At 63.5% G+C, this 23,048-nt stretch carries 17 protein-coding genes; 9 read left to right on the plus strand and 8 right to left on the minus strand.

The features are described 5' to 3' along the window. The first annotated feature begins 71 nt into the window (after positions 1 to 71). From LLJ08_RS10395 to ligD, 4 genes are all read left to right on the plus strand, one after another. Positions 72 to 1,088 (plus strand): zinc-dependent alcohol dehydrogenase family protein, encoded by a 1,017-nt coding sequence (locus LLJ08_RS10395; protein WP_023445356.1) that lies wholly within the window; start codon positions 72 to 74, stop codon positions 1,086 to 1,088. A gap of 105 nt (positions 1,089 to 1,193) precedes the next feature. Continuing rightward, a complete protein-coding gene (locus LLJ08_RS10400; protein WP_228206966.1) occupies positions 1,194 to 2,051 on the plus strand; it encodes an SDR family oxidoreductase in 858 nt (285 codons plus the stop codon). Between the two features lie 53 nt (positions 2,052 to 2,104). Then, positions 2,105 to 3,055 carry a non-homologous end joining protein Ku gene (gene ku / locus LLJ08_RS10405; RefSeq protein WP_228206967.1) on the plus strand — a complete coding sequence of 317 codons (951 nt, stop codon included), beginning with the start codon at positions 2,105 to 2,107 and terminating at the stop codon, positions 3,053 to 3,055. Between the two features lie 12 nt (positions 3,056 to 3,067). Continuing rightward, positions 3,068 to 3,988, plus strand: coding sequence for a non-homologous end-joining DNA ligase (gene ligD, locus LLJ08_RS10410; protein WP_228206968.1), 921 nt, complete (start codon positions 3,068 to 3,070; stop codon positions 3,986 to 3,988). A gap of 23 nt (positions 3,989 to 4,011) precedes the next feature. Here ligD and LLJ08_RS10415 read toward each other — a convergent pair whose 3' ends face one another. Continuing rightward, on the minus strand, positions 4,012 to 4,176 hold the full coding sequence (locus LLJ08_RS10415) for a hypothetical protein (RefSeq protein ID WP_003285031.1): 165 nt from the start codon (positions 4,174 to 4,176) through the stop codon (positions 4,012 to 4,014). 358 nt (positions 4,177 to 4,534) lie between these two features. Between LLJ08_RS10415 and LLJ08_RS10420 the strand changes: the two genes are divergently transcribed. From LLJ08_RS10420 to glgB, 3 genes are all read left to right on the plus strand, one after another. After that, entirely contained in the window at positions 4,535 to 6,547 is a 2,013-nt protein-coding gene (locus tag LLJ08_RS10420; protein WP_228206969.1) for an alpha-1,4-glucan--maltose-1-phosphate maltosyltransferase, read from the plus strand. Between the two features lie 136 nt (positions 6,548 to 6,683). Beyond that, positions 6,684 to 10,010, plus strand: a complete 3,327-nt coding sequence (gene treS / locus LLJ08_RS10425) for a maltose alpha-D-glucosyltransferase (protein ID WP_101275760.1) — start codon at positions 6,684 to 6,686, stop codon at positions 10,008 to 10,010. Beyond that, on the plus strand, positions 10,003 to 12,216 hold the full coding sequence (gene glgB, locus LLJ08_RS10430) for a 1,4-alpha-glucan branching protein GlgB (protein ID WP_041013764.1): 2,214 nt from the start codon (positions 10,003 to 10,005) through the stop codon (positions 12,214 to 12,216). Before treS ends, glgB begins: the two co-directional genes overlap by 8 nt. Positions 12,217 to 12,596: 380 nt before the next feature. On the opposite strand, the gene LLJ08_RS10435 is transcribed toward glgB, so the two are convergent. The 5 genes from LLJ08_RS10435 to LLJ08_RS10455 all read right to left on the minus strand — a co-directional run bounded on the left by LLJ08_RS10435 (position 12,597) and on the right by LLJ08_RS10455 (position 17,748). Then, the gene (locus tag LLJ08_RS10435) at positions 12,597 to 13,604 is read right to left on the minus strand and encodes a lysylphosphatidylglycerol synthase domain-containing protein (protein ID WP_228206970.1); all 1,008 of its coding nucleotides are present in this window, start codon (positions 13,602 to 13,604) and stop codon (positions 12,597 to 12,599) included. Continuing rightward, complete coding sequence (gene clsB / locus LLJ08_RS10440) at positions 13,601 to 14,845, minus strand: cardiolipin synthase ClsB (RefSeq protein WP_014820201.1); 1,245 nt, start codon at positions 14,843 to 14,845, stop codon at positions 13,601 to 13,603. Before clsB ends, LLJ08_RS10435 begins: the two co-directional genes overlap by 4 nt. Beyond that, a complete protein-coding gene (locus tag LLJ08_RS10445) occupies positions 14,842 to 15,645 on the minus strand; it encodes an endonuclease/exonuclease/phosphatase family protein (protein ID WP_044313785.1) in 804 nt (267 codons plus the stop codon). The genes clsB and LLJ08_RS10445 overlap by 4 nt, the downstream gene beginning before the upstream one ends. Beyond that, positions 15,642 to 16,559: a DUF72 domain-containing protein gene (locus tag LLJ08_RS10450; protein WP_041013769.1), complete on the minus strand. Its 918-nt coding sequence runs from the start codon at positions 16,557 to 16,559 to the stop codon at positions 15,642 to 15,644. The genes LLJ08_RS10445 and LLJ08_RS10450 overlap by 4 nt, the downstream gene beginning before the upstream one ends. Before the next feature lie 268 nt (positions 16,560 to 16,827). Further along, positions 16,828 to 17,748 (minus strand): LysR family transcriptional regulator, encoded by a 921-nt coding sequence (locus LLJ08_RS10455; RefSeq protein ID WP_228206971.1) that lies wholly within the window; start codon positions 17,746 to 17,748, stop codon positions 16,828 to 16,830. A 103-nt stretch (positions 17,749 to 17,851) separates the two neighbouring features. Here LLJ08_RS10455 and LLJ08_RS10460 point away from each other — a divergent pair, with 103 nt between their 5' ends. Then, positions 17,852 to 18,676, plus strand: coding sequence for a DODA-type extradiol aromatic ring-opening family dioxygenase (locus LLJ08_RS10460; RefSeq protein ID WP_228206972.1), 825 nt, complete (start codon positions 17,852 to 17,854; stop codon positions 18,674 to 18,676). 29 nt (positions 18,677 to 18,705) lie between these two features. Continuing rightward, the gene (locus tag LLJ08_RS10465) at positions 18,706 to 19,545 is read left to right on the plus strand and encodes a DUF2218 domain-containing protein (protein ID WP_228206973.1); all 840 of its coding nucleotides are present in this window, start codon (positions 18,706 to 18,708) and stop codon (positions 19,543 to 19,545) included. Positions 19,546 to 19,554: 9 nt separating this feature from the next. On the opposite strand, the gene LLJ08_RS10470 is transcribed toward LLJ08_RS10465, so the two are convergent. Both LLJ08_RS10470 and glgX read right to left on the minus strand, forming a co-directional pair. Next, positions 19,555 to 20,406: a M23 family metallopeptidase gene (locus tag LLJ08_RS10470; RefSeq protein ID WP_125877572.1), complete on the minus strand. Its 852-nt coding sequence runs from the start codon at positions 20,404 to 20,406 to the stop codon at positions 19,555 to 19,557. Between the two features lie 445 nt (positions 20,407 to 20,851). Then, positions 20,852 to 23,002 carry a glycogen debranching protein GlgX gene (glgX, locus tag LLJ08_RS10475; protein WP_023445370.1) on the minus strand — a complete coding sequence of 717 codons (2,151 nt, stop codon included), beginning with the start codon at positions 23,000 to 23,002 and terminating at the stop codon, positions 20,852 to 20,854. Between the last annotated feature and the right edge of the window lie 46 nt (positions 23,003 to 23,048).

Here is a 23,048-nt window from a genome sequence, read left to right on the forward strand (position 1 = left end):
ACGCCGTTCACTGGAGTTGTGACGATACTGACGATAGAGTCCGTTCGCACAGTAGTAAGTGAGGGGTCGAAATGTCCCGCATCATCCGTTTTCATCAGTTCGGCCCGGCCGACGTGTTGCGCCACGAGGAACGCGCAATGCCGGTTGCCGGCCCAGGCGAGGTGCTGATTGGCGTGCGCGCCATCGGCGTCAGCTGGAATGACGTGCTCTGGCGCCAGGACCTCGCGCCACGACACGCGCGTCTGCCTGCCGGGCTCGGCAGCGAGGTGGCGGGCGAGGTGCTGGCGGTGGGTGAGGGCGTTCAGGGCTTCAGTGTCGGCGATCATGTTGCCGGCTTCCCGGCCCACGATCTCAATCAGTATCCGCTCTACGCCGAGCATGCGCTGTTGCCGCAGCAGGCGCTGGTGCGTTATCCGGACATGCTCAGCGCCAGTGAGGCGGCGATCCACTACACGCCGATGCTGGTCAGCTATTTCGCGCTGGTCGAACTGGCCCAGCTGGAACCCGGCCAATACGTGCTGATCAACCAGGCGGCTCACTGCACCGGGCCGGCAGCCGTACAGCTGGCCAAGGCGTTGGGCGGCCGGGTGATCGCCACCTGCGACACCAGCGAGGACCGTGACTACCTGCGCGAGCTGGGCGCGGAGACGGTGATCGTCACCGAAGAGGAAGACCTGGTCGGCCGCCTGCAGAAGGTGACCGAAGGCCGCGGCGTCGACGTGGTGCTGGATGCCTGTGGCGGTTCGCAGATGAAACTGCTCGGCGACGTCATGGCGCCGCTGGGCAAGCTGATCCTCTATGGCATGAACGGCGGCAACGAAACGGCCCTGCCGGTGTGTGCGGCCTTCAAGAAGAACTTCAAGTTCTTCCTGCACTGCCTGTGCGACTTCACCGGGCAGCCGGAGCTGGGCATCGAGCAGAACCGTGAAGCCGTGGAGCGTGCGCTGCAGCATATCAACCAGCTCACCGTGGACCGGCTGATCTGGCCGCAGCTCGACCGCCAGTTCCCGTTCGAGCAGGCAGTCGAAGCCCACCAGTATGTCGAAAGCGGCGTACCCCGCGGCCGCGTCGTGCTGACGCTGACCTGACCCTTCGAGGGCCTGTACAGGGCCCTCTCATCGCCCCGTAGAAACTTTTCTCGCGCCGTTCAAGTCCTCCGAAGACAGGCTCATAACCTTGACGGAGGATTTTCCATGGGTGAAGACAATCAGACCCTACCGCCGCAGGAGCAGCCCGAGCCCGGCAAGGAAGGGCTGATGAACCCGCGCCCGGAATACCGCGGCGAAGACTACAAGGCGGCGGGCAAGCTCGAAGGCAAGGTAGCGATCATCACCGGTGGTGACAGCGGCATCGGCCGCTCGGTGGCCGTGCTATACGCCCGTGAGGGCGCCGACGTGGCGATTCTCTACCTCGACCAGCATCAGGACGCTGAGGAAACCCGCACCGTGGTCGAACAGTACGGCCGTCGCTGCCTGACCTTCGCCGGTGACGTGGCCGATCGCGACGTCTGCCGCAAGGTCATCGACGAATCCCTCGCTGCGTTCGGCAAGCTCGACATCCTGGTCAACAACGCCGCCGAGCAGCACCCGCAGGAAAAGCTCGAAGACATCAGCGAAGAGCAGTGGGAGAAGACCTTCCGCACCAACATCTTCGGCATGTTTCAGATGACCAAGGCGGCGCTACCGCATCTCGGCAAGGGCGCTTCGATCATCAACACCACCTCGGTTACCGCCTACAAGGGCAGCCCGCAGTTGCTGGACTATTCGGCCACCAAGGGCGCAATCACGGCCTTCACCCGTTCGCTGTCGATGAACCTCGCCGAGCGTGGCATCCGCGTCAACGGCGTCGCGCCGGGACCGATCTGGACGCCGTTGATTCCGTCGACCTTCGATGCCGACGAGGTCGCCGAATTCGGCTCCAACACGCCGATGAAGCGCCCCGGCCAGCCCGATGAAGTGGCGCCGGCGTATGTCTACCTGGCCAGCAGCGATGCAGCCTACGTGAGCGGCCAGGTTATCCACGTCAACGGCGGCACCGTGGTCAACGGCTGACCCATTGCCGGGCCAACGAATGGCCCGGCCACATCAACGCTTGGAGAACGACCATGCCACGCACGATCTGGAAAGGCGCAGTCAGTTTCGGACTGGTACACATCCCGGTGGCGCTGGTACCGGCCACCACCCGCCAGGGCATCGATTTCGACTGGCTGGACAAACGCAGCATGGACCGGGTCGGCTACAAGCGCATAAACAAGACCACCGGCGAAGACATCGACAGCGAGAACATCGTCAAGGGCGTCGAGTACGAGAAGGGTCACTACGTGGTGATCAGCGATGACGAGATCAAAGGCGCGCACCCCAAGGCGACCCAGACCGTGGATATCGTTGCCTTCGTCGACGCCAAGGACATCTCCTTTCTCTACATCGACACGCCGTACTACCTGACGCCGGACCGCCGCGGCGAAAAGGTTTATGCCTTGCTGCGCGAGACGCTGATCCAGACCGGCAAGGTCGGCATCGCCAACGTGGTGCTACGCAACAAGCAGCACCTGGCGGTGGTAATGCCGCTGGGCAAGGCGCTGGTGATGAACACCCTGCGCTGGGCCGACGAGGTGCGCGGGGTCGAATACCTGGAACTGAAGGACGAAGCGCTCGATCCGGACCTGGCCGAGCGTGAGCTGGACATGGCCAAGCGCCTGGTCGAGGACATGACCGAGAAGTGGAAGCCGGAACAGTACAAGGACACCTTCCAGGACCAGATCATGGAGCTGGTGGAGAAGAAGGCCCGCGAAGGCAAGCTGGAAGCGGTCGGCGGGCCGGAGGAAGCGGTGGATCGTCGTTCGGCGGATGTCATCGATCTTACCGAACTGCTCAAGCGCAGCCTCGCTGCCAAGCCGGGCAAGGCCAGCAAAGAGAACGACCTCGAGGAGGAGGAAAAGGCGCCGGCCAAGCCCAAGACTGCGAGCAAGGCCAAAACGAGCAAATCTTCCTCGGCGGCTTCGCGCACGCGCAAGGCGCCAGCGGCGGGCAGCAAATCCAGCAAAAGGGCGAGCTGATCGGGGTAGCCCATGCCAGAGCAGCGCATGAGCGCCGGCCGCCCGCTGGTGGGTGGCGTCGGCATCAGTAATCCACAGCGAGTGATCGACAAGGTCAGCGGCGCGACCAAGCTTGCGCTGGCCGAGTACTACCAGGCGGTCGCCGACCGATTGGTGCCGCAACTGGCTGGCAGGCCACTGTCCATCGTTCGTGCACCTGAAGGCCTCGACGGCGAAAGCTTTTTCCAACGCCATTGCGGTCGGTTGAAGATGCCGCACATGCGCGCACTGCCGAAAAACCTCGATCCCGAGCATGCGCGGCTGATCCAGGCGGACAACATCACCGCGGTCATCGAGGCCGTGCAGATGGGTACCGTCGAGTTCCACACCTGGAACGCGCGCAGTGATCGCGTCGAGCGGCCCGATCGAGTCATTTTCGATCTCGACCCCGATCCCGCGCTGCCCTGGTCGAGCATGGTGGAGGCGACCGAGCTGACGCTGCAGCTGCTGGACGACCTGGGACTGCAGGCCTTCCTCAAGACCAGCGGTGGCCGCGGTATGCATGTCGTGGTGCCGCTCGACCGTCGGCACGACTGGGACCTGGCCCGGCAGTTTGCTCGCTCGGTCACTGAGCGGCTGGCGCGCGAGGCGCCGGAGCTGATCGTCGACAAAATGGGGCCGCAGAATCGGGTCGGGCGAATTTTCGTGGACTACCTGCGCAACCAGCGCGGGGCGAGCACCGTTGCCGCTTATTCGGTCAGGGCGCGTCCGGGGCTGGCGGTATCCGTGCCTGTCGAGCGTGAGGAGCTGGCGCAGCTGGAGAGAGCCGATCGCTGGAACATCGGCAACCTGGATGAGCGTTTGCGGGCATTACGCAGCGACCCGTGGGCCCGCTACGGCGCCGTTCGCCAGGGGCTGACGCAGGCACTGCTCAAGCGCCTGGAGAAGGGTTGAGGCAACGGCGTGGCGGCGAGCGATCAGGTCGTCTGGGGGTCGTCGGTATCCGCCACGGTCTGGTTTCCATATGGCGCGCCGGGCTTGTGTTCGTCCAGCTCCTCGGCACAAGGCACCTGCGGCACATCGCCCGGCTTGTCATGCACGATCGGGTCGGGTTGCGGCACATCGGGTCGCACGTGAGTCATCGTCGTTCTCCTGGTGTTCGCCAGCTTAGCGTTGGCGGCCGTTCTGCATTGATCGGCCGACGTAGGCGAGGTTCCGGCCAATCGTCGCTGCTCGCGGCGCTGGCGACCGTCGGCGTGGTCGGGTTCGGCACCCACTCACGGGGGACTTGAAACCGGCAACTGCCGTATGGCACTCCACCAGGCTCGACCGGTCGCCGGACGGGCTGGCTAACGGCCGCCCGGGGCTGAACTTTCCAGGGTCCCTTGGCTCGGAAGAAAGAGCCGACGAAAACCGTACCGGTCGCCTCCCGAACCGCACGATGACGCGTCCAGAGGCGGCTCGGGCAACCCGAACCCATGCGCCCCAGGAGCCCGTTCGATGAGCGATGCACAGCCTAACGCGACGATTCACCCTCGACTCGAAGAAGCCTTGCAGATGCCGCGCATCGCCATCGAATCCACCTTGCCGGTGCTGGATGAGGGGCGCTTTGCCGCCAAGGCGGTCATCGGCCAGCCAGTGGTCGTGACCAGCAAGATTTTCGCCGACGGCCACGACCAGCTCGCCGCCGCCGTGTGCTGGCGTGAGAAAGGCGAAACCAGCTGGCGGCGGGCACGGCTGAAGTTGCTCGGCAACGACGCCTGGCAAGGCCAGTTCACGCCCACCCAGGTCGCCGAGCACGAGTTCGTCATCGAGGCCTGGTGGGATGTGTTCGAGAGCTATCGCTACGAGCTGTCGAAGAAGCACACGGCCGGCGTTCCGGTGCATCTGGAGCTGGAAGAAGGGCGTCTGCTGCTGGAGAAGGCCACCGCCCGCGCCCAGGGCGAGAACCGCGCGGTGCTTGACGATCTGATGCACCGCCTCGGCATGGCGCATACCGATGACGAGCGCGTGTCACTGCTGCTCGCACCGGAGACGGCCGTGGCGATGGCTGCCGCAGACCCACGCGAGCACTGCAGCCGCAGCCGTGTGTATCCGCTGGACGTGGAACGCCCGTTGGCGCAGTTCGCCAGCTGGTACGAACTGTTCCCGCGCTCCGAGACCGGCGATCCCAATCGCCACGGCACCTTCCGTGATGTGCATAAGCGTCTGCCGGCGATTCGCGACATGGGCTTCGACGTGCTGTATTTCCCGCCGATCCACCCGATCGGTCGGCAGCACCGCAAGGGTCCGAACAACAGCCTGCACGCCGGGCCGAACGATCCGGGCAGTCCCTATGCCATCGGCAGCGAAGAGGGCGGCCACGACGCCATCCATCCCGAGCTGGGCACGCTGGATGATTTCCGCGAGCTGGTCGCAGCGGCTCGCGAGCATGGCCTTGAGATCGCCCTGGATTTCGCCATCCAGTGCTCGCAGGACCACCCCTGGCTGAAAGAGCATCCGGGCTGGTTCTCCTGGCGCCCGGACGGCACGATCAAATACGCCGAGAACCCGCCGAAGAAGTATCAGGACATCGTCAACGTCGACTTCTATGCCGAAGATGCCATGCCCGACCTCTGGCTGGCGCTGCGTGACGTGGTCTGGCACTGGGTGGAGCAGGGCGTGAAGATATTCCGGGTCGACAACCCGCACACCAAGCCGCTGCCGTTCTGGGAGTGGCTGATTGCCGATATCCGCGAGCGCGACCGCGACGTGATGTTCCTCTCCGAAGCGTTCACACGCCCCGGCATGATGGCGCGTCTGGGCAAGATCGGTTACAGCCAGAGCTACACCTACTTCACCTGGCGCAACACCAAGGCGGAACTGAGCGAGTACCTCACCGAACTGAACGAGCCCCCGCTGCGCGACTGCTACCGGCCCAACTTCTTCGTCAACACGCCGGACATCAATCCGTTCTTCCTGCAGGACTCCGGCCGCGCCGGGTTCCTGATCCGCGCCGCGCTGGCGACCATGGGGTCCGGGCTGTGGGGCATGTACTCGGGCTTCGAGCTATGCGAGTCGGCGGCGATTCCGGGCAAGGAAGAGTATCTGGACTCGGAGAAGTACCAGATTCGCGTCCGCGACTACCACGCACCGGGCAACATCATCGCCGAGATCGCCCAGCTCAACCGCATCCGACGGCAGAACCCGGCACTGCAGACGCACTTGGGTTTCAAGGCCTACATGGCCTGGAACGACAACATCCTCTACTTCGGCAAGCGCACACCAGACCTGTCGAACTTCATTCTGGTGGCCATCAGTCTCGATCCGCACAACGCTCAGGAAGCGAATTTCGAGTTGCCGCTGTGGGAGCTCGGCCTGCCGGATGACGCCCATACCCAGGGCGAGGACCTGATGAATGGCCATCGCTGGACCTGGTACGGCAAGACCCAGTGGATGCGCATCGAACCCTGGCATCTGCCGTTCGGCATCTGGCGCCTGACCGCACAGGAGCCGGACCCGGACCTCAAGTAATTTCTCGGGCGCAGCTGTTAATTCATTTGAATCATACGTTTATGACGCTTTGTTGATGTGAATTCAGCTGTTGCTCTGCCGTTGCCTAATGCGCCGATCCGGACTGGGCCTTCACACCGCGACAGGAATGAAGAACATGGCAAAACCGCGCAAACCCGCCGCTTTCATCAAGGACCCGCTCTGGTACAAGGACGCGGTGGTGTATCAGGTGCACCTGAAGTCCTTCTACGACTCGAACAACGACGGCGTCGGTGACTTCCCCGGCCTGATCGAGAAGCTGGATTACATCGCCGATCTTGGGGTGAACACCATCTGGCTGCTGCCGTTCTATCCGTCGCCGCGGCGTGACGATGGTTACGACATCGCTGATTACCGCGGCGTGCATCCGGAATACGGCAGCATGGCCGACGCCCGGCGCTTCATCGCCGAGGCGCACAAGCGCGGGTTGCGGGTGATCACCGAACTGGTCATCAACCACACGTCCGACCAGCACCCCTGGTTCCAGCGCGCGCGCAAGGCGAAGAAGGGCTCGGCAGCGCGGGATTTCTACGTCTGGTCGGATACCGACAAGAAGTACGACGGCACACGGATCATCTTTCTCGACACCGAGAAATCCAACTGGACGTGGGACCCAGTGGCCAAGCAGTACTTCTGGCACCGCTTCTATTCGCACCAGCCGGACCTCAACTTCGACAACCCGCAGGTGATGAAGGCCGTGCTGGCGGTGATGCGCTACTGGCTGGACATGGGCATCGACGGTCTGCGCCTGGACGCGATTCCCTACCTGGTCGAGCGCGACGGCACCAACAACGAGAACCTGCCGGAAACTCACGCGGTGCTCAAGGCGATCCGCGCCGAGATCGACGCCAACTATCCCGACCGCATGCTGCTGGCCGAAGCCAACCAGTGGCCGGAAGACACCCAGCTGTATTTCGGCGGCGAAGACGGCGGCCCGGGTGACGAATGCCACATGGCCTTCCACTTCCCGCTGATGCCACGCATGTACATGGCTATCGCCCAGGAGGACCGCTTCCCGATCACCGACATCCTGCGCCAGACCCCGGACATCCCGGAGAACTGCCAGTGGGCGATCTTCCTGCGCAACCACGATGAGCTGACACTGGAGATGGTGACCGACAAGGAGCGCGACTACCTCTGGAACTACTACGCCTCGGACAAGCGCGCACGGATCAACCTGGGCATACGCCGGCGCCTGGCGCCGCTGCTGGAGCGTGACCGCCGGCGGATCGAGTTGCTCAACAGCCTGCTGCTCTCCATGCCCGGCACGCCGGTGATCTACTACGGCGACGAGATCGGCATGGGCGACAATATCTTCCTCGGCGACCGCGACGGCGTACGCACGCCGATGCAGTGGTCGGTGGACCGCAACGGCGGCTTCTCCCGCGCCGACCCACCGAACCTGGTGCTGCCACCGGTGATGGACCCGCTCTACGGCTACTACACGATCAACGTCGAGGCCCAGCAGCGCGATCCGCATTCGCTGCTCAACTGGACGCGGCGGATGCTGACCATCCGCAAGCAGTTCAAGGCCTTCGGTCGTGGCACCCTGAAGATGCTCGCGCCGAGCAACCGCCGCATCCTCGCCTACATGCGCGAATTCACCGGAGCGAACGGCGAAACCGAGATCATCTTCTGCGTCGCCAACGTCTCGCGCTCGGCCCAGGCCGCAGAACTGGAAATGTCGCAGTACGCCGGCATGGTGCCGGTGGAGATGGTCGGCGGCAGTGCCTTCCCGCCCATCGGTCAGCTGCCGTATCTGCTGACCTTGCCGCCCTATGGCTTCTACTGGTTCCAGCTCGCGCTGACCAACCAGATGCCGAGCTGGCACCAGGAGCCGGTGGACACCATGCCGGACTTCCAGACGCTGGTACTCAAGCGCCTGGATACCCTGACCGCCGCCAACCGGCGCATTCTGGAAACCGAAGCGCTACCGGCCTATCTGCCGAAACGGCGCTGGTTTGCCGCCAAGGACGTGGCAATCGAGTCGGTCCGCATCAGCTACTGCGTGCCATTCGGCGACCCGAATCGCCCGGTTCTGCTCAGCGAGCTTTGCGTGGAATCCGCCGGGCGCAGCGATCTGTACCAGCTGCCGCTGGGTTTTCTGGCCGAGACCGAATTCGAGGTCGCATTGCCGCAGCAACTGGCCCTGGCGCGGGTACGCCGCGGGCCGCAGGTCGGCCTGATGACCGATGCCTTCGCCCTCGAGCAGTTCAGCGCCGCGGTGATTCAAGGTCTGCGCGACGAGCTGGTGCTGCCTTGCAACGACGGTGAGATCCGCTTCGTGCCGATGCCGCAACTGGCCGACCTGCAATTGCCGGGGCATCCCGAGGTGCGCTTCATCTCTGCGGAGCAGTCGAACAGCTCGGCGATCATCGACAACAAGGTGATGATCAAATTGCTCCGTCGCGTGGCACCGGGCGTCCACCCTGAACTGGAAATGGGCGGTTTCCTCACTGAACGCGGTTTCGCCCATATCTCCGGCATGCTCGGTCAGGTCAGCCGCATCAACAAGCAGGGCGAGCCGGTTGCCCTGATGGTGATCCAGCACTTCCTCGACAGCCAGGGCGATGCCTGGGTGTGGACGCTGAACAACCTCGACCGCGCGGTGCGTGACGAAATCGCGGGCGGCGTGTCAATGCACGAGAACCAGTTCAGCGCCCTCGACGAACTACAGGCCTTCAACCGCCTGCTCGGCCAGCGGCTCGGCGAGATGCACATGGCGCTTGCCACGCAGACCGAAGATCCGGCCTTCGCCTACGAAAGCACCAGCAAGGCCGACGCCAAGCAGTGGGAGCAGAGCGTCAGCGCGCAGCTGGAACAGGCCCTGCAGCGCCTCGAGGAACATCGCTCGAGCTTCGATCGCAAGGAGGCTACCGCGCTCGGCCAACTGCTGGCGCGGCGCGACAAGCTGCTCGAACAAGTGCAACGTCTGGCTGCTAGAACCGTTGGTGGCGTGCGGACCCGTGTCCACGGCGACCTGCACCTCGGCCAGGTGCTGGTGGTGCAGGGTGATGCCTACTTCATCGACTTCGAAGGGGAGCCGGCCCGCTCGCTGGATGAGCGGCGCGCCAAACATAGTCCGTTCAAGGATGTCTCAGGCCTGCTGCGTTCGTTCGAGTACGCCGCGGCCATGACCATCCGCGGTGCGCAGATCAGCGACAGCACACCCGAGGCCGATCAGGCGCGGCAGCGTATCGCGGCGAGTTACCAGAGCAGTGCGCAGGCGGCCTTCCTCGAAGCCTACCGCGAGGCCACCGCCGAGTTGCCGCACGACTGGCGCGACGCGGATGGCGCGAATGCTGCACTGCTGCTGTTCAGCCTGGAAAAATGCGCTTACGAGATCGTTTACGAAGCGGAGAACCGACCAACCTGGTTGCCCGTCCCGCTACAGGGATTGCTGGCCCTGGCACAACAGCTTTTCGATGGAGGCTCCAATGACTGATCGTCCGGTTCTGACCATGCCAGGGGAAACCCTGATGCCCAGCGACGCCGATGTAGACGCCCTGGTGCGAGCCGAGCATGGCAACCCGTTTTCCATTCTCGGGCCGCATCCTGATGGCGAGGGAATCGTGATTCGCGCCTACCTGCCCAATGCCCTGGGTGCCGAAGTGCTCGATCGCGATGAGCAACTGCTTGCCGTGATGGAGCAGGGGCAGGTGCCCGGGTTCTTCTTTATCCGCCTGCCACATCAGCAACCCTACCTGCTGAAGATTCGCTGGGCCGGCGGCGAGCAGATCACCGAAGACCCCTACAGCTTCGGTCCGCAACTGGGCGAGCTGGACATGCACCTGTTCTCCGAAGGCAATCACCGGCAGATCGGCCGGGTATTCGGCTCGCAGGTGCTTGAAGTCGACGGTGTGCAGGGCGTGCGCTTCGCCGTGTGGGCGCCCAACGCGCGCCGAGTGTCGATCGTCGGCAGCTTCAATGGCTGGGACGGTCGCCGTCATCCGATGCGGCTGCGCTTTCCGTCTGGCGTGTGGGAGTTGTTCATCCCGCGCCTGCAGCCGGGCGATACCTACAAGTACGAGATTCTCGGGCCGAATGGCATCCTGCCGCTCAAGGCCGACCCGATCGCCCTGGCAACCGAGCACCCGCCGGGCACCGCTTCGGTCATCGCCCGGCCGCTGGACTACCAGTGGAAGGACCATGGCTGGTTGCAGCAGCGCGCCGCGCGCCAGTCGGTCAAGGCGCCGATGAGCATCTACGAGCTGCATGCGGGCTCCTGGCGACGTGACGGTGGTGACGATGGCCGCCTGTACGATTGGCACGAGCTGGCCGAGCGGCTGATTCCCTACGTGGTGGACATGGGCTTCACCCACATCGAGCTGATGCCGATCATGGAGCATCCCTTCGGAGGCTCATGGGGCTACCAGCTGCTCTCGCAGTTCGCGCCAAGCGCGCGCTACGGCAACGCCCATGATTTCGCCGAGTTCGTCGACGCCTGCCATAACGCCGGCATCGGTGTGATCCTCGACTGGGTGCCGGCGCACTTTCCCACCGACGCCCATGGCCTGGGCGAATTCGACGGCACCGCGCTGTACGAATACGCCCACCCGTTCGAAGGCTTCCATCAGGACTGGGATACCTACATCTACAACCTCGGCCGCACCGAGGTGCACGGTTTCATGCTTGCTTCGGCGCTGCACTGGCTGCGCGAATTCCACGTCGATGCCCTGCGTGTCGATGCGGTGGCGTCGATGCTCTATCGCGACTATTCGCGCAAGGACGGCGAGTGGATTCCGAACCGCCACGGCGGGCGCGAGAATCTCGAGGCGATCGACTTCCTCCGCCATCTGAACGACGTGGTGGCCACGGAAACCCCTGGCGCGCTGGTGATCGCCGAGGAATCGACAGCCTTTCCGGGGGTCAGCAAGCCCACCAGCGAAGGTGGCCTCGGCTTTTCCTACAAGTGGAACATGGGCTGGATGCACGACTCGCTGAAGTACATCCAAGAAGACCCGATCAATCGGCAGTACCACCACGACAAGATGACCTTCAGCATGGTCTACGCCTATTCCGAGCACTTCGTCCTGCCGATTTCCCACGACGAAGTGGTACACGGCAAAGGCTCGCTGGTCGACAAGATGCCCGGGGATCGCTGGCAGAAGTTCGCCAACCTGCGCGCCTACTTGTCGTTCATGTGGACGCACCCGGGCAAGAAGCTGCTGTTCATGGGCAGCGAGTTCGGCCAGTGGCGCGAGTGGAACCATGACCGCGAGCTGGACTGGCATCTGCTTGAAGAGGCCGATCACCGTGGCGTGCAGAACCTGGTGCGCGATCTGAACCGGCTGTACAGCCAAGAGCCGGCATTGCACGAACTGGACAGCGACCCGCAGGGTTTCCAGTGGCTGATCGGCGATGACCGCGCCAACAGCGTGTTCGCCTGGCTGCGCAAGAGTTCGACCGGGCACCCGCTACTGGTGGTCGCCAACTTCACGCCGGTGGTACGTGAGGCGTACCGCATCGGCGTTCCGGTGGAGGCCAAGTGGCTGGAGGTCTTCAACAGCGACGCGGCCTGCTACGGCGGCTCGAACACCGGCAACGGCGGCGGCATGCTCGCCGAGCCGATCGAGAGCCACGGCGAGAAGGTCTCGCTGTCACTGACCCTGCCGCCGCTCGGCGTGCTGGTACTGCGGCCGCAGGTGTAAGGCTGCCGCGCTGAAGAGCGCCGCTCGGGGCAACCTGAGCGGCGTTTTTTTTTTGCGGGCAAGACAATCCGCTTTATTGCGGCTTGTGCGCTCTAAGGCACTTGCAGAGCGATGCGGCTAGGCTGCACCGCGATGGTCACGGTCTAGCACTCATTGAGTGTGCGGCCTTGGAGGACGCGTTGCGGATTCCAACTAGCGGTCAAGCCCACTGCCACGGACGCTGCGGTCGAGCCTGTCGTGGATAGAGCTGCTGACAGAACCGACCGGTGAGGCTGTTCCCCTTGGCTCCGTTCAGGTATCCGCCTTTGTAGCAGCGGGCCCTGGCCGCGAACGGAGCACATCTCGAATCGCGGTCTTCCCGGAAATTGCTTCGCTGACCTTCAGCTCGTTTCCTGAGAGACAGTCTGCTGGTCGCCGGCCTGGTTGCTGCTGCGCAGCTTCTTCGCCCGGGCTTCGAGCACCACATAGACGAGGGTGGCGAACAGCAGGGGGATCAGGAAGTAGATGACCCGGTAGCCGATCAGACCGCCGACGATGGCACCTTTGCTCATCTCGTCGGCGAGCATTGCCACGAATACCGCCTCGATGACGCCGAGCCCGGCCGGGATGTGGGTGACCACGCCGGCGATGCTGCTGATCATCAGGATACCCAGCACTTCGGGATAGGCGGCCTTCTGGGAAAGCATGAAGTACACCACCAGCGCCATCAGCGACCAGTTGGCGGCGCCCAGCACTAGCTGGATCAGCGCCAGGCGCAGCGAAGGCAGTTGAATCTCGTGGCCGCGAATGGTCCACGAGCGACGCTTGGAGAAGCCGCACAGCCACAGATACACCACACACGCCACCAGCAGGCCGACGCCAAGCACCCGCAGGGCGGTGAAGCCGATTTCCCAGCTGGCCGGCGGCTGAATCCAGCCCATGGCGAAGATCATTCCGGCCAGCCACATGTAGCCCAGCCAGTTGGTGAGGATGCTCATGGTGAACACCCGGGTGATCTGCGAGGGTTTCAGCCCCAGGCGCGAGTACAGACGGAAACGCAGGGCGATGCCGCCGACCCAGGCGCTCAGGTTGAGGTTGAAGGCGTAGCAGACGAAGGTCACCGGCAGGATCTGTCGGATCGGCAGGTCATGCCGTGCGTAGCCTTTACCGAGCACATCGAAGAAGCAGTACACGAGGTAGCTGCCAAAAGCGGCAGCGCCAGCCATCCACAGCGTCTGTGCCTGGTAGTTGCGCAGGGTCTTGTAGACCTCACCCCAATCGAGGTTGCGCGCTAGACCGACTAGCAGGCCGACGACAAGTGCGAAGAACACATAGGTGAGGATCCTCTTGATCAGCGGCCAGCGTCGGCGCCAGCCGCTCTTTGCCTCGGCCTGGTTGGTCTGGCTCATTGGTGGTCTCGCTGCAGGGGAGAAGGCACGGGATCGAGTGGGCGGGTGGTGTCCGGATCGATCAGCTCCAGGCGTGGCTTGTGCTCGGGGAACAGGCTGACCAGTCCCGGGAAGTGCCGCAGGAAGTGGAAGATCAGGAAGGCCAGCGGCGCACGCCACCAGAATCCGCGGACGATCCGCTCCAGCGGAATACGCCGGCAGTCGGTCTGCAGCAGGTGATCGAGGCGCTCGTGCAGGTGGCGGTTGAACACATGATCACGAATGATCAAGTTGGCCTCCAGATTGAGCGACAGGCTCAGCGGATCGAGGTTGCTCGAGCCGACTGTGGACCACTCGTAGTCGGCCAGCGCGACCTTGCCATGCAGCGGGCGGCGGCAGTACTCGTGGATCTCCACGCCGTCGCGCATCAGGTAGTTGTAGAGCATGCGCGCGCCGAACTTGGCGATGGGCATGTCCGGCTCGCCTTGGAGGATCAGCCGCACCCGCACTCCGCGCCGCGCGGCGTTGCGGATTTCCCGCAATACACGATAACCGGGGAAGAAATAGGCGTTTGCAATCAACAACCTGGAGCGAGCATCTCGAATCGCTTGCAGGTAGTGCTGCTCGATATCGTTGCGGTGCTGGTCGTTGTCGCGGATGACGAACAACGCCCGCGCCTCGCCACGGCTGACGCCACCGTAACCCGGCGTCTGATGACGCATGCGCCGCCGCCACCAGCGATGGGTCGGCTTGTCCGGTGCGATCTGCGCCAGTGCGAAGTGGTGGATATCACGCACCACGGGACCTTCCACCTGCAGGGCATAGTCCTGCTTGGCGGCCGGGCCGAAGTCACCCAGGTGATCGGCGGAGAAGTTGATGCCGCCGATAAAGGCGACCTCGCCATCGACCACGACGATCTTGCGATGCATGCGCCGGAACACGTTGAGCCGGCGGCCGAGTAGGCGCTTGCCGGGATCGAACATGTGAATACGCACGCCGACGCGGGTCATGGCGGTGACGAAATCACCGCACAGGTCCGCCGAGCCGTAGCCGTCCACAGTCACATCGACGCTGGCGCCGTTTTCCGCGGCGGCGATCAGCGCTTTCTGCAGCTCCGCGCCTACCTTGTCCTGGAACAGGATGAAGGTTTCCAGCAGCACTTCTTTCTTGGCCTGGGCGATGACCTCGAACACTCGAGGAAAGAACTCTTCGCCGTTTTCCAGTAACTGAAGGCGATTCCCGTCTCTCCAGTGGTAACTCATAGATGTATCTCCACCGCTAGGGGCAGATGATCGGACAAGTGCGTCCAGGGTTTGTTACCGAGGATTCGCGCATCGTGGCTGCTGGCATTGCGCACATAGATGCGGTCCAGGCGCAGCATCGGCCAGCGTGCCGGGAAGGTTTTCGCCACCTGACCCTGGGAAACGGCGAAGACCTCATGCAGGCCAGCACAGCGGTCCAGGGTCCTGGTGGCCTTGAGTCGCCAGTCGTTGAAGTCTCCCGCGACCACCACCGGCGCACCTTCGGGCAGCGAGTCGAGCAGGTTGCAGAGCAGTTCCAGCTGCTGCTGACGGTGCGACTCGCGCAGCCCAAGGTGTACGCAGATCGCGTGAAACTCGTCGTGCCCCGGCACCTGCAGCACGCTATGCAATAGGCCGCGGCGTTCCGGGCCGGCGATGGAAATGTCGAGGTTCTCGTAGCGGATGATCGGAAACTTCGACAGCACGGCGTTGCCATGGTCGCCGTCCGGGTAGACCGCGTTGCGGCCGTAGGCGAAATCGGTCCAGATGCTGTCGGCCAGAAACTCGTACTGTGGCGTGGACGGCCAGTTGTGAAAGCGCAACGCGTGCTTGTCGTGGGTGCCGAGAACTTCTTGCAGGAACACCACATCCGCCGAGACACTGCGCACCGCTTCACGCAGCTCGGGAAGGATGAAGCGACGGTTGAGTGCGGTGAAGCCCTTGTGCGTATTGACCGTGAGAATGCGGATCGAATTGACCGCTGTCGCCATGTGGGCATCGAGGTCGGCGCTTTCGATCGGGTGATTTTTGTCCAGAGTCAAACCATTGCTCCTTCCAGTTGGCCAGGCGTGGCCTGCAGGTGTTCATCCAGGCCGAGCCGGCGCAGCAGTTGCCGCGCGTCATAGGGCGCGCGAACCTTCACGTCGTTGTCGAAATAGCAGTACACCGCGCGGGATTTGCGCGGCCGCGGCTTGCGCGGGCTGGTCAGTCGCGCGTCATCGGGCTGGTCGCCGTCGCTCCAGCGCTGGATGCGTTGGCACCAGTGGTCCAGCGCGGCATCGGTGTAGCCGCTGGTATAGAGCTCCTCCGCGCCATGCAGGCGGATGTAGACGAAGTCGCTGGTGAGGTCTTCTAGGTGCGGCCACTTGCCGGCGGTGTCGGCCACCACCAGCGCGACCCGATACTTGCGCAGCAGGTCGATGAATTCGGGCGCGGCGAAACTGGCGTTGCGGATTTCCACCGCGTGCCGCATCGGCCGCTTGCGGTCGATGGACAGGTAGCTGCGCCCCTCCATACGGGGCTCGCATCCTTTGGCGATGGCCAGCGCGGCTTCGGTGTCGTGGGGCAGCTGGCGAAGAAAAGTCTCGAACAGTTCCGCATCGAATTTGAACGAAGGCGGGAACTGCCAGAGGATCGGCCCGAGTTTTTCCTTGAGCTGGAAGATTCCCGAAGCGAAGAAGTTGGCGATCGGTTTCTCCACGTCGTTAAGACGGCGTACGTGGGTGATGTAGCGCGGCCCCTTGATGCTGAAAACGAAGCCCTTTGGCGTATCGGCGTACCAGTCGGCATAGCGTTCCGGGGTCTGCAGCGAATAGAACGAGCCATTGATCTCGATGCTGCTCACCGCGCGCGAGGCGAACTGCAGTTCCTTCTTCTGCGTCAGCCCCTTGGGGTAGAAATCGCCGCGCCAGGGCGCATAACGCCAGCCGGATATGCCGATATGAATGTTCGCCATGGACCGGCCCTACCGTGCAATCAGGACAGACGAGGCGCTTGCCGGATTACTGGCGGCGGTAGCTGCTACGCAGGGCGTTTCACCGGTGATGGGGTTGACCGCTTTCATAACCACTCCAATTCGCCCAGACAGGTGCGCAATCGCCGATGCGCACATCTGTTCCGACTTTTGCGCGCAGTAGCGGTTCACCTTTTCTATCGCGGTGGTGGCAGTTTTAGCGTGCGGGTTGCGCTCTGGACCGAGGTCTTGCGGCTGTACTGGACCGGATTCAGTCCGGCGACAGGCTCCACGGCAGGTCAGCGGAAAAGGCGTCGACCAGATAATCGATCATCACCCGGACCTTGGCCGGAGGACGTCGATCGGGCGGGTAGACCACGTGAATTCCACCAAGCTCGACGCACGGCTGATCCAGCTCGAGGGCGACCAGTTCACCGCTGCGCAACGCCTTGGAGACAATGAATTGCGGCTGGTAGATCACGCCCTGTCCACCGACCGCGGCGGCCACCAGGGCTTCCCCATTGTTGGCGACCAGATCGCCGTTGACTGCGATCCGCACCTCGGCATTGCGACCGAACGGCCAGACCTTGCCCGCGGCGAGGCTCGCCAGGCTGTAGCCGAGACAGTTGTGCTGCCCCAGGTCGGCGACGCTGCGCGGCACGCCTCGCTCATCCAGATAGCGCGGCGCGGCACAGACCAACAATGGGGAATCGGCAAGCTGGCGGGCCTGCATGGGACTGTCCTGCAGCCTGCCAATGCGAACGGCCATGTCCCAGCCGCCATCGATCAGGTCGATCCGGCTGTCGGTCAGGCCGAGTTCCACTTTCACCGCGGGATGGCGACGGCTGAACTCCGGAATGAGCGGGGCGATGAATTGCGTGCCGAACGTCAGCGGCACATTCATGCGCAACAGCCCGGTGGCCTCGATCCGCTGCGACGCAACGCTGGCCTCGGCTTCCTCTATCTCCGGGAGGATGCGCTGGCAGGCCTCCAGATAGTTGCTGCCGGCCTCGGTCAGGCTCAGGCGACGGGTGCTGCGGTGGAACAACTTGACCCCGAGACGGGCCTCCAGCGCATCGACATGCTTGCTGGCCATCGCTGGCGACATTTCCAGATGGCGCGCCGCCGCCGAGAGGCTGCCAGCCGTGGCAGCGCGGGCGAATACGCGCATGCCAGTGATTCTGTCGAGCATCGCGGTTCCTACTCCTGGTTAAAACTGTGTGTTCTTTTTAGCAGGTTCTCTCACCGCCGAGTGTAGGTCATGCTTTGTCGCACGTCCTTCACGGAGTCCGCTGATGATTGCCAGTGATCCTGCAACTGATCGAACCATGCCGACGCTGTTCGTGCCGCATGGCGCCGGGCCTTGCTTCTTCATGGAGTGGAACCCGCCGACGGCCTGGAACGCCATGGCTGATTTCCTCAGGGGCATCGCGGCGACACTGCCGGTGAAACCGACGGCCATCGTGCTGATTTCCGGGCACTGGCTGCAGCCGACGTTCAGCGTCACCAGCGCTGCGCGGCCGGCGTTGGTCTACGACTATCACGGCTTTCCGCCGCACACCTATGAGCTGCGCTATCCGGCTGCAGGTGAGCCGCGGCTGGCTGCGCGTATCGCCGGTCTGCTCGAAGACGCTTCGCTCGGTGGCCATGAGGACGCACAGCGCGGCTTCGACCACGGCATGTTCATCCCGCTGAAGCTGATGTTTCCCGACGCGGATATCCCGGTGGTGCAGCTTTCGTTGCGCAGCGACCTCGACCCGCAGGCACATATCGAGGCCGGTCGTACCTTGCAGGGCTTGCGCAAGGACGGGGTGCTGATCGTCGGCAGCGGCATGAGCTTTCACAACATGCGTGGCTACGGCGACCCGCGTTTCGCGCCGATCTCCGACGAGTTCGATCGCTGGTTGAGCGCTGCGGTCGAATCTGCGCCCGAGCAACGCGATCTCGCGCTGCAGCGCTGGGAACAGGCGCCGTCGGCGCGCCTCTGTCATCCGCCGCGCGCCGAGGAACATCTGCTTCCGCTGCTGGTGGCGGCCGGCGCGGGTGGCGACTCCATCGGACGCAAGGTCTTCAGTGACCGCGTCATGCACACCACGCTGTCCGCCTATCGCTTCGGCTGACAGGGCAAATTTCTACAGGAGAACAAGCGATGTATCGATCACATGCCCGTATCGCGGCCGAGAACCCGCAGCGGCTGATCAAGCGGCTTTGCAACCACTGGCGGCACAAGTTTCCCGTACAGCTGGACGAGCAGGGCGGGGTCATCGAGCTGCCGATCGGCCGCTGCGATCTGCGCGCCGTTGAGGGATACCTGAACGCGCACCTGGAATCAGCCGATCAGGACAAGACGCAGCAGTTGCAGAAGGTTGTGGCCGATCACCTGGCGCGCATGGCGGGAGAAGAGCGCCTGCAGATCGACTGGCAGTCCGAAGCGGGCAAGCCGCCCGGAGCCGCTGCGAACGCGAACACAACGGTCGACTCCAGAAGTCGCTACGGCACGGTTTCGCGAACACTCCACTGGCTGATGGCACTGCTGATCGTCTGGCAGTTTCTCAAGCTGGGCGACCGCATCGCCGAAGGCGAGCACTGGGTCGGGCAGACCCTGGTGCCCTGGCATGTTTCCCTTGGCGCGGTGCTGCTGGTACTGGTGGTGCTGCGCATCGTCTGGGCGGCGAGCCAGCTCAAACAGCGCCCGCCGCACGACCCGGCCACAGCATGGCTGGTCAAGGGCGGTCACATGGCACTGTACGGCTGCATGTTGCTGATGCCGATCAGCGGTCTGCTGTATCTGATCGGCAATGGCTACGGGGTCAAGGTGTTCGGCCAGCAACTGGTGGAGAAAGGCCCGGAGATCGCCTGGGCCGCCTCGCTCGGCAGCGTGCATTCACCGCTGGCCTGGCTCACCGTTCTGCTGGTGCTCGGGCATATCGGCGCTGCGCTGTATCACCGCGTGGTCAAGCGCGACGACATCATGCAGCGCATGCTCTAGGGTCTGGCTTCACTGGCTGCTCAGCGCAAAGTTCGGCAGCGAGCTAACCGGCTGGTTGAAGCGGAAGGGGATCGACAACATCGAGCTACCATAGGCCTTTTGCACCACGAAGTGCAGGTGTGGTCCGGTGCTGCGGCCGGTGTTGCCGGACTTGCCCAACAGCGTGCCGAGCTTGACCTGCTGCCCTGGCTTGACCCGCACCGATCCGCGGCTCAGATGCAGGTAGGCGCTGTGGGTGCCGTCCTCGTGTTCGATGCGCACGTAGTTGCCGGCCGGGTCGGGAAACCGGCCGCCCTGGCCGTTGCGAATCTTCACCACGGTGCCCGCCCGAGCCGCCACGATAGGGGTGCCGACAGGCATGGCGATATCCACCGCATAACGACCGCTCGGCGAGTTGTGGCTGAAGTCGCCGCCAGCGCCTTGGGAGATGCGGAACGGCCCGCCTTGCCACGGCAGCGCGTACGCCGGCCCTTCGACCGAAACCGAGTCAGGCTGATCCGGCTCCGGCGAGAACAGCATCGCGTAGCTGAACGAATGCTTGAACATGATTGGCCCGCCGGCCTTGCGCTTGCTCAGGGTAGCCACGCGAACGCGGCTGTTGGCCGGTATGGTCTTGCGAATCACCCCCTTGCCGACGCCGGCCACATTGACCATGCGCGTCAGCCGCAAGGTGACCTCGACCGGCACTTCCAGCGTGTTGCTGACGTCCATCGCCTTGCCGCTACCAGCACGGTTGATGAACAGGCGCACCGAGCCCGGTTTATCGGCTTTTGCCTGGTTGTTGGCGGCCACGGCTGGCAACAGTGGTGTCAGCCCAAGCAGTAATAGAAGGGGATAAAAAAGCGGTCGCAGAGAGAGCATGACGTGTGATCCATCACGGAAAAGACAAGGCTGCCGGCGACGAGCAGAACGAATCCGTTGGGTTGGTTAGGGGGCCGCGCTGGTTTTGGGACTTGAGTCACGCGATGAGGTTCACTACCGCGCGTCGTTTTTTGCGCGTGGGCGCGGGACTAAGTCTGTAGCGGTACAGGAGCTTTGCGGTCGAGACCGGTCCCACATCCGTTATGGGTTTGGCGTGAGGTGGGAAGGGCGTCTATAGCCCGATTTCCGCGCGGCGACAGTCAGGGACGCCAAGCCAGCCGTGCCGCTGAACTGTTGAAGCACCGCTTCGCGGTCGAGGCCTGGCGGCCCCGCGCTCCCCACAAAACAAGTTGGTGTGGAAGGGGCAGCAATGGACGCCAGGCACGCGATCCCGGAGAAAGCCAGCATAAGTGCCCCCCCGGCCACTGGGCCGAGGCGCCTTTGCTCACTCGTCGGACTTGATCAGTTCGAGCAGCAGCAGCGAACGGCCGGTCACGGCGTATTCGTCGTTGAAGTCGAACCGTTCCGGTCGAGCGGTCGGGTGGTTGGTATCGATCAGGCGATTCCAGTAGATCCCTTGCGGCACCTCCGGCAGCGTGAAATTCACCAGGTCATGATGCGCGTTGACGATGATCAGCAGCGTTGCGTCGGAGCCTGCACGTCTGATGCCCGTGGGCTGGGCTCGACCGTCAAGCAGCATGCCCATGCAGCGGTTGTGTGCGTCCTCCCACTGCTCGATGGACATTTCCTCCGCATTCGGCGCCAGCCAGGTCACGTCCTTCACACCCAGCTCTTCGTGGTAGGCGCCGACCAGAAAGCGCCCACGGCGAAGCATGGGGAAGCGCTGGCGCAAGCGGATGAGCTTACGGGCGAAACCCAGCAGGCCGTAGCTGTCTTCGCTGATGTCCCAGTTGACCCAGCCGATCTCGCTGTCCTGGCAATAGGCATTGTTGTTGCCGTGCTGTGTACGGGCGAACTCGTCACCGGCGACGATCATCGGCGTGCCCTGGGAGAACAGCAGCGTGGCGAGGAAATTGCGCATCTGCCGATAGCGCAGCTCGTTGATCTCCGGGTCGTCGGTATGCCCCTCGACGCCATGGTTCCACGACAGGTTGTTGTCGCTGCCGTCGCGGTTGTCTTCGTCGTTGTCCTCGTTGTGCTTGTGGTTGTAGGACACCAGGTCCTTCAACGTGAAGCCGTCATGGGCGGTGACGAAGTTGATCGAACTGAACGGGCGCCGCCCGCGCTGGTTGAACAGATCGCCGGAGCCGGTGAGACGGCTGGCGAAATCAGCCAGCTGGCCGTCGTCGCCTTTCCAGAACGAGCGCACCGTATCGCGGAACTGGTCGTTCCACTCGGCCCAGCCCGGTGGGAAACCGCCAACCTGATAGCCGCCGGGGCCGCAGTCCCAAGGCTCGGATATCAATTTGGTCTTGGCCAGCACCGGGTCCTGGCGACAGGCGACGAGGAAGCCGTGGCGCTCGTCGAAACCGTCATGCTCGCGGCCGAGAATGGTCGCCAGATCGAAGCGGAAGCCATCCACGTGCATCTCGGTCGCCCAGTAGCGCAGCGAGTCGGTGACCATCTGCAGTACGCACGGGTGGCTCATGTCCAGCGTGTTGCCTGTGCCGGAATCATTGATGTAGTAGCGCTTGTCGTCCGGCATCAGGCGGTAGTACGAGGCGTTGTCGATGCCGCGCATGGAGAGGGTCGGGCCGCGCTCGTTACCCTCGGCGGTGTGGTTGTAGACCACGTCGAGAATCACCTCGAGGTCGGCGTTGTGCAGGTGCGCGACCATCTCCTTGAATTCGGTGATCTTGCCGCTGGCCAAATACTTGGGGTGCGGCGCGAAGAAGGCGATGCTGTTGTAGCCCCAGTAGTTGGCCATGCCTTTTTCGAGCAGATGCTGGTCTTGGACGAAGGCATGGATCGGCAGCAGCTCGATCGAGGAGACCCCAAGCTTGCGGATGTAGTCGATCACTTCCGGCGTCTTGAAGCCGGCGAAGGTGCCGCGCACATCGTCCGCTACCGCCGGATGGCGCATGGTGTAACCGCGCACGTGGGTCTCGTAGATGATCGTCTTGTCCCAGGGCACCTGCACGGGGTGATCGCGGCCCCAGGTAAAGGCCGGATCGATGATCTTGCACTTGGGCACGAAGGGTGCGCTGTCGCGCTCGTCAAAGCTGAGATCGCCGTCAGGGTGGCCAATGGTGTAGCCGAACAGCGCTTCGGACCATTTCAGCTCGCCTACCAGTTGCTTGGCATAGGGGTCGATCAGCAGCTTGTTCGGGTTGAAACGATGGCCGTTTTCCGGGTCGTACGGACCGTGCACGCGATAGCCGTAGATCTGTCCGGGATGCGCATCCGGCAGATAGCCGTGCCAGATCTCATCGGTGTACTCGGGCAATTCGATACGCTCGAGTTCGATCTCGCCACTGGAGTCGAACAGGCAGAGTTCAACCTTGGTGGCATGAGCGGAGAAAATGGCGAAATTGACACCCAGGCCGTCCCAGGTTGCCCCGAGAGGGAAGGGCAAGCCCTCGCTGATCCTGGACGGGGTCGTAACCTGCGGCACGTAGGGCTTTTTCTTACTCATGAAATCTCCAAAGGCGGATTCCGGAAGGCATGCCGAGGCGAGTGTC

The sequence above is a fragment of the Stutzerimonas chloritidismutans genome, from assembly GCF_020783375.1.
Taxonomy (GTDB): Bacteria; Pseudomonadota; Gammaproteobacteria; order Pseudomonadales; family Pseudomonadaceae; genus Stutzerimonas; species Stutzerimonas kunmingensis.